This window comes from Chlamydiota bacterium, from assembly GCA_016178055.1.
In the GTDB taxonomy this organism is placed as follows: Bacteria; Auribacterota; JACPWU01; order JACPWU01; family JACPWU01; genus JACOUC01.
Map to the genome: position 1 here is coordinate 1 of JACOUC010000080.1, position 14,168 is coordinate 14,168.

Genomic DNA, 14,168 nt, shown 5'->3' on the forward strand with positions numbered 1-14,168 from the left:
GGCAATGGCCTCTTCTTGGGGTAACTCTGTACGCAATGCGTAAAGGCCATTTCTGATTTTAAGGAAAAGGTTATCACAATGGTCCTTGATGAACTCTTGCGTTGCCCGAAGTGATACGTCAAAAATACGCTGGAAATCGAGGGGTGAAAAAAGGCGGATGCCTTTTGTTTGAAGATATTGTTGAACAAATAAAGGTTTAAGTTTTCGCTCCATATAGCGCTAAATATTAAACGTATTATTAAGGCTATTTTAGTCCCTTTCCCAAAAGATGCAAGTTTTTTATTGGACCTGTTTTGTCTGTGGAGATTGCTTGAGGGCTTTCAATTAAAGTTGTGTTTGATTTGCCTTCCACTTTTCTAATTCTATTTTTGTGAGGTATTGAAGCTCATAAAGTTTTTCCATGATTCTTTGAACACTCTCTTCGATAGATTCTTTGTCCGAATGGATGATGATTTCGGGATGAAGAGGCGCTTCGTAGGGATCTGAAATTCCGGTGAAATTTTTTACTTCTCCTGCCAGGGCCTTTTTATAAAGGTCTTTCACATCGCGTTGGGTCAGCATTTCAACGGAGCACTTCACGTAAATTTCTACAAAATTTCCGATCTCTTTTCGAATCTCGTCCCGCACGTCTCGGTAGGGAGAAATCACGGCCGAAATGGCGATCACGTCATTTCGAGTGAGGAGTTGGCAGAGAAAACCAATCCGGCGAATATTGATGTCACGGTCTTCTTTCGAGAATCCTAACCCCTTACTGAGATGGGTTCGGACAATGTCGCCATCAAGGACTTCAACTTTTCGACCTAGATTTTTGAGAATCTTTTCGATGATTTTAGAAAGGGTTGATTTTCCAGAACCGGAAAGCCCTGTAAACCACAATGTGAAACCGCTGGACATAAAACTTTCTTTGATTTTTTACTTATCGCTTACAACTTATAACTTATAACTGTTTTTACTCCACCACATCGTGTTCGATGGGTTTAACTTTAATCCCAAGATCTTTGAGGTGTTTAATGGCTTTTTCGACCTCTTCTTTTTCTCCATCCATTTCTAAAGCGATCAGGCCAACACCTGTGCTCACACTGGCGCTTCGAACGTTGGTCACGACCTTAAACTTGTGACCCAGTTCATAGATCACAGGTTCTTTGATGAGAATTTCTGGAAATGTTAAATATACTTTTCGCTTAATCATAACGTTTTACCGATAGTTCTCCCTGGACAGTTTTCCTCCTGCAATCGCAGGAACAATGGAAATGTCGTCTCCATCTTTCAGAGCCGTTTTTAAATTTTCTTTAAATCGAATATCTTCTTCATTGATAAAAATATTAATGAATTTTCGAACATTGCCTGTTTCATCGCAAAGTCGACCTTTCATCCCTGGAAAGTTCTTTTCAAGATTTTCGATGAGTTCAGAAATATTTTTAGCAGTCGCTTGAATCTCTCCCTGTCCATTCGTAATTTTTCTTAAAGGTGTTGGAACTCTTACAATCACTGACATATCTTTATCCCTCCATGGATGATTATTTTAAGGTTTGATTTCTGTTGCCATGAACTTTCGTCCACTTCACTGCATGAAGTTAGTCCATAGTCGACAGTCAACGGTCGACAGTTTTAAAAGAAGTATTTATTTTCTATGGACTGTAGACCGTTGACTATGGACTCGTTTTCATTTTTGATTTTGTGTTAACTTTTGTATATTCTATCAAAATCTGAAAGTTTTGCATCAATCACTTGAGGTTCTCCGACTTTTCCAATCAGGGCCTCTTGTGTTTTTAAACCATTTCCGGTAATGCACAATACAACACACTCATCCTTAGGAATATGCCCTGAACGAATGAGTTTCTGGAGTGTTGCCAAGGTGACGCCACCCGCAGTTTCTGTGAAAATACCTTCGGTCACAGCGAGGAGTTTCATTGCATCTACAATCTCTTCATCCGTTGCGGCATCGGCCCATCCACCCGTTTCTTTGATGGTTTTAATCGCATAATATCCATCGGCTGGGTTTCCAATAGCGAGAGATTTCGCAATGGTGTTTGGTTTTTCAGGTTTAAAAAGCTCGTGACCGGCTTTAACGGCATGGACGATGGGGGCACAGCCTTCCGCTTGAGCGCCATAGATTTTTGTAGAGGCATCCTCCACCAAACCCAATTCATAGAATTCTTTCATGGCCTTTCGGACCTTGGTAATGAGCGATCCCCCGGCCATGGGAACGACGATGTGTTGTGGGGTACGCCAACCCATTTGTTCCATAATTTCATAGGTATAGGTCTTTGACCCTTCGCCATAAAAGGGGCGAATATTGATGTTTACAAATGCCCATCCGTATTTATCTGCAATCTCGCTCGAGAGACGATTGACTTCATCATACGTCCCTCGAATTCCGACCAAATGGGTTCCGAAAACAAGGGTGCCCAGCACTTTCCCTTGCTCGAGATCTGCCGGAATAAAAATATAACTTTCAAGCCCTGCATGGGCCGCATTAGCTGCGACAGAATTTGCCAAATTTCCCGTTGATGCACAGGCGACCACCTTAAATCCAAATTCCTTTGCCTTAGAAAGGGCAACGGCTACGACACGGTCTTTGAAGGACAATGTCGGATGATTCACCGCATCATTTTTAATATAGAGTTCTTTTAAACCTAGAAATTCAGCGAGTCTTTTCGATCTAAAAAAAGGAGTAAACCCGACCTCAAGGCCTACGGTGGGGGCTTGACTTAGGGGAAGGAGCTCTTGATAGCGCCACATCGTGGTTTTTCGTGAATGAATCACTTCACGCGTGAGCACTTTCTTGATCGCAGCATAATCATAAACAACTTCAAGGGGGCCAAAACAATCTTCGCAGACATGAACCGGTTCTAGGGAATATTCTTTTTGGCATTCGCGACATTTCAGCCCAAGGGTATAAGATTGTGTTCCAGTTGAATGAGCGGTTGTGGATATCTTCACCTCGTTCGATCCCCTGATTCTATGAATTTAAGAAAAATTAAAAAAAAACCTCTTCTGATAAGAAGAGGCTTGAATTCTCCTCTCTTATCTTTCTCTTTATTAAGTTTAAAAGTTTAATAAAAACCTAAAAATAATAAGAGAAGGAATTAGCACCTGACCCCCGACGTACATCAGGGCGGTTGCCGTGGCATCATCGGGCCTTTCCCTCAGCCACTCTCGATAAGAGTTTATATCTGACATCCTCCCATAAAGGGACATTTGACGTCAAGAATAATTATTAAGAAATAATATAAGAAATGAGATGGAAATAGAGATTGACCTTCTTGCTTGATGTTGATAATGTACTCGCAAATTTAAGTTGTTTTAGGGTAAATGTTTAAACGAGAAAGGCAGTATATTGCATCTTTTTGATTGTTCCTGGCTGGCTCTCTTTTTAACTGTTTTTATTTCGGGGCATTTTACAGTTGCCTGCGTTTCTCTCTATTTACATCGTGAGCAAACCCATCAAGCCCTTGTTTTTAGTCCATGGGTTTCAGTTCCGATGCGTGTGTGGCTTTGGATTTCGACCGGGATGGTCACCAAAGAATGGGTGGCTTGTCACCGTAAACATCATGCCTATGTCGATCGGGAAGGCGATCCGCACAGTCCTGTTCTTCAGGGGCTTTTTTTAGTCCTTTTTTTTGGTGTAAGTCTTTATCGAAAAGCGTTTAAGGACCCATCGATTCTTAAAGAATTTGGAAAAGGGACGCCTGAAGACTGGTTAGAAAAAAAAATTCTTACCCCCTATCACAAATGGGGCATTTTCATTCTTCTCGGTTTGGACATCCTTTTTCTGGGGTTGATATCAGGAGGCTTAGTGTGGGGTCTTCAAATGACCTGGGTTCCTTTCTGGGGAGCAGGGGTCGTCAATGGCGTTGGGCATAAATTTGGATATCGCAATTTTGAAACCAAAGACTACAGTAAAAATGTTGTGCCTGTCGGCGTTTGGCTTTCAGGAGAAGAACTTCACAATAATCATCATTATCAACCGAGCAATCCAAAGTTCTCCGCAAAATGGTTTGAATTTGATATGGGCTGGCTTTATATCAAGCTTTTTCAAAATCTAGGGCTGGCTAATTTATCAAAACCTTCTCAAGAAAAACTCACCTTAGCTGCATCATTGAATTGATAAATGTTTTTTGCGCAAATTTGTTCTAACTCTTCTGATGTCAAGGCCATTTAACATACAATTTTGAACTTTTTCCTAAATTTTTCCCCTCATTATTTTTATATTTTTTTTTACCTATTTTCTATTTGAGGTGTCTATACTATTGGGAAAAGTGTAGCAAGAAAGCCTTCGTTTATCTCTTGGGAATGAGATAAAAATGAGTAACTGGTAACCGGTAACTGGCAACCGGTGACCCGAATAAGCGAGGAACGATGGAAGAACTATTAGATCAGGCGCTTTTAAAACGCTTTGTTGAAAAGGACGAGTCGGCTTTTGATGAGCTGGTTCTTCGGTATCGGAATTCAACTTATAACTTGGTCTTGAGTGTGGTAGCGGATATGGAATTGGCCTGGGAAACAACTCAAGGCATTTTTATTGCAGTCTATCAAGAGTTGAAAAAGAATCGTCTGAAATGTTCGGTTGCAGTTTTGATTTATCGTGTTGCTGTTGATTATGCTGTCAGTTTATTTGGGAAGAGGAAAAAGGCTGGTATTTTTTCAGGGGATGAAAGAGGATGGATCAAAGAAGTCAATGGTGATGAAGCGATTACTGTTTCTACACCTCTCCATCTGATGAAGGAAGAGATTTTTAATGAGGGATTTGAAAGGTTATCAAGGATGCAAAAGTTGGTGATAATTCTGAGGCATTTTGGGAGTCTTTCATTTGAGGAAATGAGCGAAGTACTCGAACAGAAAACAGATTATTTAAAGGTCGTGCATTATCGGGCCATTAAGGTTTTAAGAAAGGCCTGTGAAAGATAGGTGACGATATGAACTGTCGAGAACTTCCAAGTTATTGGGATGATGATTTAAGAAAAGGGGATTCTCTCCAAAAAGGGAATCTTTGGTCTCATTTAGATGAGTGCTCCTCTTGTCGAAGAGAATTGATGGCCAACCTTGATATGGTTGATCGGATGAATCAACACAAAGTCCATGTTGAACGTTTCGGTCGTGATCCAAACGATTATTTTATGTTGGCACTGCGTCGTAAAATTCAGAATCAGAATCAGTATCAGCAAAAGAAACAATTGGCTCTTTGGGTCTTTTTGGGGAAAGCTGAAGCAGTGTTGATTGCCCTTCTTGTGGTCGGACAGGTCACCGTTTTCCAGAAGCAGAGTTTCTATAGAACTCAAGCCCAAGATTTATTGAAGAATCAAGCGCAATTGCAAAATTCAATTGCCATGATGGAAACTCAATTAAAGGAAACGAAAGGCCAACCTCTTTCTCAAGATTCAGCCCAGAAGGATGAAAATACGCCTTCTTCCGTTGAAGAAAAAAATCAAGAAAACGACTCCTTTCGATTTCAAGCCGCAGATTTATTAGGGAGAGGAGGATTTCTAGAAATTCAAAAAATATTTCTAGAAAGAAAATTGAGTTTTGAAGCCAAGGTCGAAGAGGAGGTTCAAAGAGAAGCTCAAGCGGGACCCTCTCCTGTCGATGTTGGAGGCGAGCAAGATTTTCAAGAAGATCTTGAGGGCGATCCAGAAAAGAATCCAGACAATTCTTCGCAGCCCCCTCCAGAGGATTCTCCCAATCCGATTTTAGAGGATTCGGATCCAATGAAAGGGTTCCATCCTCCCTCAGGTGTTGTGCTTCATTCTAAGATTATTCCCGCCACAGTGATAATAGGCGTTTGGAGTTTTACTCAATATGAATCTTTAAATTCTTCAATGAAAAAAGAAATGGGAGAACCTCTTCCCTTTTCTGGAAGAACGATTTCAATGAATTTTTTGACTGAACTGAAGGGAGGGAATTCTCTTAAAGAAAATCATTTTCAAATAGATAATATGAAGGGTTTAAAAAATGAGCTTCAAACCTTTTTGAAAGGGCCCGTTCCACTCCCTGATATTGGAAAGGGGGATTTTAAAAAGGGTATTGTTTCTCCTCTTGAGCTAAAAAATCACGCTTCAATGGGAGTGATAAAAGGCGAGGGGATTTCCCCCGCACTCCAAGCTTCTTCTCCTTCCTCTCTAAAGGATGTTGTGAGTGTCGTAACGAGCGGTCTTGATTCAGCAAAGGGTCCGGTCAAAGATCATCATCCCATAGTGAATCCTCCTCGAGTCCCTGTAGACTTAAGGGAGCCGTTACCTCTTCCGCAGTTGAGACCCGAAGGGGGGAATTCTGGGGTGGTTCCAGAACCAGGGAGGGATTCAGGTAAAATAATGAAGGATAATTTTTCTGGGGCAAATTCAGACGAACGTCCTCGACCTAGTTTAAAGGACGATTTTTCGAGAAAATGATCACGAAAATGGTCTACAGTCTACTCTTTTCATTCACTTGAGTGAACGAGAATTTATGATGACAATGATGAAAAATACCTGTGAGGTGTAAAAAGATAATAATTTATTTTGATTGACATCATCCTTTTAATTAGGATGTAATAATAACGTAATAAAAATGTTTATTCTAAGGGAAGTCCGTGAAAATCGGACGCGGCCCCGCCGCTGTAACCCAGGCCTTTTTCGAAAAGGAAAAGGAACCTTTTAGCGTGAAAAGCCACTATTCTGACTTGTTGAATGACTTGTTGGGATGGGAAGGCTGCTCGAAGGACTGGGAGCCAGAAGACCTGAATAAATAGGATTAAATAAGATGTCCTTCGTGGGAAGGTAAAGATGGAAACGTGTATTTTCGATCGAAAATATAGGATTTTTCTACCCATTTTTCAACACTCTTAGGGTGTGGAAAGTGGGTTTTTTTATTCTATTTTTTCTCAAAGATCACTCATGACGACTCTCCCTTTTTCCCTCCCAAAAATAGTCACCAATTACGGGTTACCTGTTACCGGTCGCCCGTTACGGGTTACGGGTAACGGGTAACAGGTAACGGGTAACCGGTAACAGGTAACAGGTAACAGGTAACGGGAGACCGGTAAATGCGCCCCTTTAAAATTGCTCTGGGTCTTTTGACGTTCCTACGTTTCGGGAAAGTTCCTGTGAAGGATGAGGAGTTATCACGGGCGGCGGCTTATTTTCCAATGGTAGGGATTCTCATCGGATCTTTATTGGTGTTTTTGGATCAGGGTGTGAAAGAAGGTTTTTTTACCAAGAGACATTTTCCAAATGTTTTGGAGGAAAACTTCATTTTGTTTATCGTTTTAACAGCATTTCGTATCTCGAGAGGTCTGGATGAAATTTTTTGGGTTTCGGCGAGGCTTTTTCAGAGAGTCGTAGGAGTTTTGATTAAGTGTATTTTATTTTGTTGGGTCCCCTCCCCTTTGAGATGGATCACACTTTGCTTAATGACAACTTTTTCAAGTGGAGCGTTGGTTTTAGCCCTGAGGAAGATGGACGCAAAGAAATGGGAGCTTGAAGACATGCTTTGGTCTTCTCTCATTTGTGTTTTTCTAGCCATTGCATGTGGTCCTTTAGGGATTTTTGTTCTAGGCGTGAGTCTGCTTTTTTTAGCAGCCATGTTTCGCCTGGGGCCAGATCGCTTTTTAGGATTAGAAGAAGGGTTGGAGGGGATGGTGATTGTTGCGGTTATAGGGTTTTATTATTGGGTGAAGTAATTAAAACTTGAGACCTCTGAAAAAGGCCCATCTGACAACGTTTCCTGCTGCGCTTCTTTGTCGGCGTACGACAAAAAGTACGCCTCCGCAGTCGCTTGCGGGCGCTCTTCGCTCTGGACCTTTTTGAGAGGTTTCTAAAAGCAGGAGTTTTTCAGAGGTTTCAACTAAATTATTAATTTTAAAAAAGGGGGAAGCACGGTGAAAAATCTATGGAAGTTTGTTCTAGTGGGAAGTGTTATTTTTAATTTTGGAAGAGGGGTCGAGGCGGATGAGGTGGAAAAAATGGAACCGGTGATTGTGACGGCAACACGCGTTGAAACACCCATTAAACATGTGACTCAATCTTATACGGTCATTTCTGAAGACGAGATTTCTGGACGTAAAGAAGACACGGTCCTTGAGGTTTTAAGAGATGTTCCCAGTACTTTTGTGGTGAGGAACGGGACGCAGGGGGCCAATGCAACGACTTTTTTAAGAGGGGCTAATTCTGCTCAAACTCTGGTCTTGATCGATGGGGTGGAGGTCAATTCTCCCACCGTAGGAAGCTTTGATTTTGGTCATCTTGAGTTAGACAATGTTGAGAGGGTAGAGGTCATTCGGGGTCCCCAGAGTACCCTTTATGGATCTCAAGCCATGGGCGGGGTCATTCATATCATTACAAAAAAGGGAGAGGGAAAACCTCATGTGGCTTTTGAGACCGAGGGAGGAAGTGACGATACCTGGAGAGGTTTTGGAATGGCTTCTGGGGTCAAGGGCCCTCTCAACTATTCTTTGACAAGCTCTTATCTTACCACTGAGGGCGAGTTTGATAATGATGCTTATGAAAATCTTAATTTAACAGGGAATGCAGGTCTCGAGATCAATGAAAAGTTTCACGTTGACTTAATTTCCAGATTCACAAACGCAAGAAAAGAGATTCAGGATTTTGGTTTGACCGATCCTGATCCCAATCGATTCCTTCGAACGGAATCTACGTTGGTGGCTCTTAAGCCGGATCATTGGATTACGGATGGGTGGGAGCATCAATTCACCATTTCCTTGGTTCATGAGCATTTGAGGGATTTTGATCCCCTGGATCCAAATGAGGTGGGGACGGATGTTTTATCCAATATTACGAATGAAATTTGGACTGTTCAGTCTCAGCATAATTTCTTTTGGGGAGATTTGCAAACGATCACTTTGGGTTTAGAATATGAGGGATCTCAGGGGAAGAATAATACAACGGGCGATTCATTTAACGGGGATTTTAGTTTTGATAAAGATTTGAATGACAAGGCCGTTTATTTTCAAGATCAGTTTAATTTTTGGGATAAGGTTTTTGTGGTTCCAGGAGTCAGGGTCGATGATCAGAGTATTTTTGGCACTGAAACCACTCCTAAAGTTTCTGGGGCTTTTTGGATTCTTTCTCAGACCAAGCTCAAGGCCAGTTGGGGAGAGGGCTTCCGGGCTCCCAGTGTGAATGAATTGGTTTTCCCTAACTTTGGAAATCCCGATTTAAAAGCGGAAGAGTCTAAGGGTTGGGAAGCCGGATTTGAGCAGACTTTTTTTGAAAAAAAGCTCGAATTTGATTTTGCCTATTTTCGCAATGATTTTGACAATCTGATTGATTTTGAAGTGATTTCAACCGATCCTTTTGTGGGCCATGCCAATAATATTTCAAAGGCCAGCACTGAGGGGACAGAGCTTTCAGCTTGTGTGACACCTTGGAATTGGGTGACGTTGAAGGGGAGTTGGTCTCATCTTGATGCAAAGAACGAGGTGACAGGAGAAGCCCTTAAGCGACGTCCGGATGACAGTGGTTCACTGGATCTTCTTTTGAAATGGAAACAAATTTCTTTTTCGACCGATGTGACTTTGGTTGGGTCTCGTCCCGATTTTGGTCAGGATCTTTCGAGTTTTATTAAAGTGGATATGGCTCTTTCTTACCGGTTGAATAATCACTGGTCTCCTTATGTGAAAGTTCAGAATCTGTTGGATGATGATTATGAGGAGGCAGCCGGATTTCCAGCCCCTGGGATTCTTGTTTATGGAGGAGTGAAGGGAGAGTTTTAGAGAAGCGGAGAGTGGATAGTATTGGGTGTGTAGTGTTGCCCCGGGAGCTGAGGCGGTCCCTGTCGGGGGCGCTCGGCCGCCCACCGAGCGGGCCTCGCTCGACGGAGCCAGTCGCTCGGGCCGACTATTCGTCGGCCCGCCATGGTCGCGACTGCCTCCAACGCCCCGCCAGGGACCGCCTCAGCTCTCTCGAGTCAGAATAACGATCACTGATTTGAGCTAAACTGTTTCAAATGCTGGGGGTTATTTTTAATACACTTTGAGTGTTTTATTAGATAGCTATAACTTTGCTGCCGATCGATAGAAAATTTATAGCTTTTTGAATTTTTAAATGGTGTGTGATGAAAATATTTTTATATCTCATTCTTTCAACCTTGATTCATGGGGCTCTCATTGCGGTAGGAGGGGTTTCTTATTTTTCCCATGAGGGTTTATCGCGATTTGATGTTGAAAGGGGAGAGGGGAGTATTCAATTAGAAATTGTGGTTCCGGGACAAAAAGGGGAAGATAAGGAGTCAAAGTTAGAGAATGAAAAATCGCAGTTTCGTTCAAAAGAAATGATTCATAAAAATAAGTCCATGGTCAACGGTCCACAGTCCATAGAAAAAAATGATTCCTTTAGAGCCATCGACCACCCGCCTCGCCCGATTCGTCGATCAGACGAGTCGAGGCTGGGTCGACTGTTGACTGTGGACTCTTTTGCGCATAAGTCGACGAAAGTTTATGAAGGGTCATCCTTCGACCCTACTCAGGACAGGCAGACCAAAAAAAACATACCCCCTATCAGGATTCTTTTTCCTCAAAAAGTTGGAGCTTTATCAACGGGACCTCGTGAAAGCGGGATGAATCCCGCTCCTTCCTATCCTCGGATGGCGATGTTAAAAGGGTGGGAGGGTGAGACTTTAGCGAAAGTGTTTATTACAGAAGAAGGAAGCGTGGCTAAAGTAGAGGTTCTTAAATCGTCGGGTTATGAGGTGCTCGATCAGGCGGCTCTTAAAACTTTGAAAGAGTGGCGATTTGAACGAGGAATGGCTTGTCAGAAGGAAGTCCCGGTGAGGTTTGTACTTAGCAAAATAAATAACTAAAAAATTATTTTTGACCTTTCTTGAAAATTGCGTGTCTTGTGTCTTGTTTATTAGATAAGGATAGACATGTTCAAATCACTTTCAATAGAGGGGGTCCTACCATGAAGTCCATTCTACGCTTCTGTATTCAAAGATGGAATATTTTGCTTCTTGTTTTTGGATTAACTATCGGGATAGAATTGAGTGTATCTTTTTCTGATGCAGGGACTTCTAGTAAAGTTTTGAAATCAAAATTTTCCGCTCAAGAGAAAAACGCTGTTCAATTAGCTATAAAAATTCTCACAGGGTTAAAGCAGTTTAAAGATGTTGATCTCAGTAAAGAGATCGGTGTTTTTAAAACAATTTTGAATGATCCTTACCTTCTTCACGTATATTTCACGCAAGTTCATCCTAAAAAGGGGATTTCCGTTTTTAAGACGCGTTTGGGTGTTCATATGACGCGTGAGGGGAAATTGATTAGAATTTCGGGCCGTTGGAACCTCATTTAAGTAAACTTGCTTTGAAAGCTCGCGTTTCTAAGGAAAAAGCGGTTGCATCTGCAAAAGAAGTCTTGGTTTCTCAAAAAGCCATTCAGGCAAGCGATTCCGTAAAGATCTCTCAATCCAAGAAAATGATTTTAAGCTCTCGACTGAGTCAAGACCACCGTTCTCATCTTGCTTGGTATGTGGAAATATTGGAGGGAATAAATCATTGGCAGGTTTTTTTAGATGCTATCTCTGGAGAGAGCTTGTTTCACTATAACGCGACATGTTCTGCCATAGGGAAAGGCATGGGTCATTACTCATCTGGCAAATTAGTCCCTCTCATCACTCAAAAAATTCAGTCAAAACTCTTTAATTTGGAAGATGCTTTTCATCAATATGGAACGTATGACGCTGCAAATCAAGTCGCAGAGGATTCAAGTGATTTGGACGAGTTTACAGAAAATTTGGAATCGATCATTAGCATTTTCTCAGATACAAATAATCTTTGGACAGACGAATATCAGTATTCTGCCGTGGATGCACATTATCATGCAAAGTGGACTTATCAGTATTATGCCAATACATTTCAATGGTATGGGGTAGATGGAAACGACGAAGTGCCTATCAAAACGGTTGTTCACTATGGGGAGGCGATGAACAATGCCTTTTGGATCCCCAGTGGTTATGTGGTTTTTGGGGATGGAGATGGGGAATACTATCAATCACTCACGTCTTTGGATATTGTGGCTCATGAGCTCACGCATGGTGTGGATGAGTACACTTCTCAATTGGTCTATGCCAAGGAATCAGGTGGATTGGATGAATCCTGGTCTGATATTTTTGGAGTCGCCGCTGAATTCTATGCAGCCGACCGAGGCTATGGTGAAGCGGACTGGATGTTGGGGGAAGATCCAACGCTTCCTGACTATCCTTATGGAGAGGCGACACGTTATATGGACGATCCTACGAAGAGTTATCAAATTGACCATTACTCCAATTATTACGATGGTCTAGATGTTCATGTCAGTAGTGGGATCAGCAACAATGCCTTTTATCTCATCAGTGAGGGAGGGACAAATTCTACATCGGGATTGACCGTTGCAACGGGAATTGGAATTAGCAAAGCCGAACAGATTTTCTTCAGAGCTCGAAAGTTTTATATGGCCCCTGAAAGTACTTTTCTGGAAGCAGCTTACGCGACGATTTGGAGTGCTTCAGATCTTTACGGAGAAGAGAGTCAAGAGGTTAAAACCGTGCGAGAGGGCTGGAGAGCAGTGGGCGTTTCTGCGGATTTCTCGATTGATAGTCGCTACCATCTTTATGGACAGGATACGATTGTGATAGAACCCAATAAAGAAGCGGTTTTAAATGCAACATTTGAATGGCCTTTCAGTTCTCCTGGAAGTGTTGAGTGGTCTGTGAATGTTTTATCCAGTGAGGTCCATGTAGATTGGAGTATCCATCCGATCAATGTTGAGGCAAGCGAGCGGGGTGAAATGACGCAAGCCGAGATCCTTTTAAATGTTGCTACTGAGCACACCGATCCTGTGGATATTGAGATTGTAGAAACCTTTTCTCTAGAGGGAGGGAGTTCAAGTTCTCTTTCAAAGACCTACCATCTTTGTGTGGATGATCATACAACTTATGGAACTTCAACCGATGTTGGCCAGTCCATTTTTCGGGGCTCGGACTTTTACATCTATGGAATTAATTTGGACGAGGTTGATCAGGTTGTTTTTTCAGATAGCGTGTCGGCCTCTTTTACCCTTGAATATTTAGAGGATCCGACGTATCCCGTTTTACATGTCTGGGTTCCTGACTTAGCCGTCGATGGTCTTATTTATTTAGATAATGTTTCTTTAGATGAAGGAATGACCTACTACATTGTGGATAGTATTCAAGAGGCGATTGATAAAGCGGCTTCTGGGGATACCATCATTGTCCCTCCCGGAGATTATTATGAAAAGTTAACCATTACTTGGAAATCTCTTTATCTCATCAGTAAGGAAGGGGCCTCACAGACAAGGATTATATCTACGGATTCCAGGACTATCTCTGTTGATGGTGAAACGACCTTTCTAGGGCAACCTATAACGGAGGCATTCACCTTGGAAGGTTTTACCATCCTCAATCAATATAGTGGCAGCACCCCAAAATGTCTGTATATTGAGGGGATACAAACCGTTATTTTGAAAAACAATATCATTCAAGCCGAGTGGAATAGTCAGGATTATGCAGGATATGGGATCATGGTTTCTTATATTCAAGACTTTTCAATGATCGGCAATACATTTGAATGTAATATCGGTGCCTTTCTCTATGCCAATGTTACAAATGCAGATATTCAGAATAATATTGCTGTTTTTGGAACAGCGGTTGATACCTCTGGCTATTCGGGTTATGACTATTACACAGCCATTGTCGTCAGCCTCAAGAACTACAGTGATCAGTACGGAGAAAATCAGTGCAATTTTATCAATAACACCATTTCCATCTACAAGACTCAGAAAAATGCCCAAATAGGTATGTCTTTAACTTGGTACGATGGTCAAACGGTAGAGGCCAATTTGATTAACAATATTTTAGAGGGGGATATGGATGAAGGATTATTTGTTGATACTCCTACGGAGTCTGACCTCTTGAATGTTTTGAATAATGATGTTTATGGAGCGCTGACGCTTTACTCTGGGGTTTCAGATCCGACAGGTGTTGACGGAAATTTATCCCAAGATCCTCTCCTTGACGAAAGGGGTCATCTGACATCGGGCTTGCCTTGTGTTGATGCAGGTCTAGATACCTCTACCTATGGAATGACCACCGATATTGATGGAGACAATCGCCCCATCGATGGGAATGGCGATGGAACGAGTCTTTATGATATTGGAGGAGATGAATATTTACTTCCTTAAT

The 14,168-nt window shown here is 42.0% G+C and carries 12 protein-coding genes and 2 riboswitches; of the genes, 8 read left to right on the top strand and 4 right to left on the bottom strand.

Going from position 1 to position 14,168, the window contains the following annotated elements; translation table 11 throughout:
- Positions 1–324: 324 nt before the first annotated feature.
- From cysC to HYS07_11325, 4 genes are all read right to left on the bottom strand, one after another.
- Positions 325–894, bottom strand: a complete 570-nt coding sequence (gene cysC / locus HYS07_11310; GenBank protein MBI1871755.1) for an adenylyl-sulfate kinase — start codon at positions 892–894, stop codon at positions 325–327.
- 55 nt (positions 895–949) lie between these two features.
- Positions 950–1,186 (bottom strand): NIL domain-containing protein, encoded by a 237-nt coding sequence (locus HYS07_11315; GenBank protein ID MBI1871756.1) that lies wholly within the window; start codon positions 1,184–1,186, stop codon positions 950–952.
- A 9-nt stretch (positions 1,187–1,195) separates the two neighbouring features.
- Entirely contained in the window at positions 1,196–1,495 is a 300-nt protein-coding gene (locus tag HYS07_11320; GenBank protein MBI1871757.1) for a MoaD/ThiS family protein, read from the bottom strand.
- Positions 1,496–1,680: 185 nt separating this feature from the next.
- Positions 1,681–2,937, bottom strand: coding sequence for a threonine synthase (locus tag HYS07_11325; protein MBI1871758.1), 1,257 nt, complete (start codon positions 2,935–2,937; stop codon positions 1,681–1,683).
- Positions 2,938–3,024: 87 nt separating this feature from the next.
- Positions 3,025–3,169, bottom strand: a riboswitch (SAM riboswitch).
- A gap of 171 nt (positions 3,170–3,340) precedes the next feature.
- On the opposite strand from HYS07_11325, the gene HYS07_11330 reads away from it, so the two are divergent.
- The 8 genes from HYS07_11330 to HYS07_11365 all read left to right on the top strand — a co-directional run bounded on the left by HYS07_11330 (position 3,341) and on the right by HYS07_11365 (position 14,167).
- Positions 3,341–4,111 carry a fatty acid desaturase gene (locus tag HYS07_11330; GenBank protein ID MBI1871759.1) on the top strand — a complete coding sequence of 257 codons (771 nt, stop codon included), beginning with the start codon at positions 3,341–3,343 and terminating at the stop codon, positions 4,109–4,111.
- A 251-nt stretch (positions 4,112–4,362) separates the two neighbouring features.
- A complete protein-coding gene (locus HYS07_11335; protein MBI1871760.1) occupies positions 4,363–4,911 on the top strand; it encodes a hypothetical protein in 549 nt (182 codons plus the stop codon).
- An 8-nt stretch (positions 4,912–4,919) separates the two neighbouring features.
- The gene (locus HYS07_11340; GenBank protein MBI1871761.1) at positions 4,920–6,389 is read left to right on the top strand and encodes a hypothetical protein; all 1,470 of its coding nucleotides are present in this window, start codon (positions 4,920–4,922) and stop codon (positions 6,387–6,389) included.
- A gap of 111 nt (positions 6,390–6,500) precedes the next feature.
- Positions 6,501–6,738, top strand: a riboswitch (cobalamin riboswitch).
- Positions 6,739–7,021: 283 nt separating this feature from the next.
- Positions 7,022–7,657 carry a hypothetical protein gene (locus HYS07_11345; GenBank protein ID MBI1871762.1) on the top strand — a complete coding sequence of 212 codons (636 nt, stop codon included), beginning with the start codon at positions 7,022–7,024 and terminating at the stop codon, positions 7,655–7,657.
- Positions 7,658–7,855: 198 nt separating this feature from the next.
- Positions 7,856–9,709: a TonB-dependent receptor gene (locus HYS07_11350; GenBank protein MBI1871763.1), complete on the top strand. Its 1,854-nt coding sequence runs from the start codon at positions 7,856–7,858 to the stop codon at positions 9,707–9,709.
- A gap of 341 nt (positions 9,710–10,050) precedes the next feature.
- Complete coding sequence (locus HYS07_11355; protein ID MBI1871764.1) at positions 10,051–10,794, top strand: energy transducer TonB; 744 nt, start codon at positions 10,051–10,053, stop codon at positions 10,792–10,794.
- A gap of 101 nt (positions 10,795–10,895) precedes the next feature.
- A complete protein-coding gene (locus HYS07_11360) occupies positions 10,896–11,282 on the top strand; it encodes a hypothetical protein (protein ID MBI1871765.1) in 387 nt (128 codons plus the stop codon).
- Complete coding sequence (locus tag HYS07_11365) at positions 11,267–14,167, top strand: M4 family metallopeptidase (protein ID MBI1871766.1); 2,901 nt, start codon at positions 11,267–11,269, stop codon at positions 14,165–14,167. The genes HYS07_11360 and HYS07_11365 overlap by 16 nt, the downstream gene beginning before the upstream one ends.
- Position 14,168 lies beyond the last annotated feature (1 nt).

What these genes read in the sequence shown, in the direction of transcription:
- cysC (MBI1871755.1), bottom strand. Translation starts at nt 894, where the DNA reads ATGTCCAGCGGTTTCACATTGTGGTTTACAGGGCTTTCCGGTTCTGGA.
- HYS07_11320 (MBI1871757.1), bottom strand. Translation starts at nt 1,495, where the DNA reads ATGTCAGTGATTGTAAGAGTTCCAACACCTTTAAGAAAAATTACGAAT.
- HYS07_11355 (MBI1871764.1), top strand. Translation starts at nt 10,051, where the DNA reads ATGAAAATATTTTTATATCTCATTCTTTCAACCTTGATTCATGGGGCT.
- HYS07_11360 (MBI1871765.1), top strand. Translation starts at nt 10,896, where the DNA reads ATGAAGTCCATTCTACGCTTCTGTATTCAAAGATGGAATATTTTGCTT.
- HYS07_11340 (MBI1871761.1), top strand. Translation starts at nt 4,920, where the DNA reads ATGAACTGTCGAGAACTTCCAAGTTATTGGGATGATGATTTAAGAAAA.
- HYS07_11335 (MBI1871760.1), top strand. Translation starts at nt 4,363, where the DNA reads ATGGAAGAACTATTAGATCAGGCGCTTTTAAAACGCTTTGTTGAAAAG.
- HYS07_11345 (MBI1871762.1), top strand. Translation starts at nt 7,022, where the DNA reads ATGCGCCCCTTTAAAATTGCTCTGGGTCTTTTGACGTTCCTACGTTTC.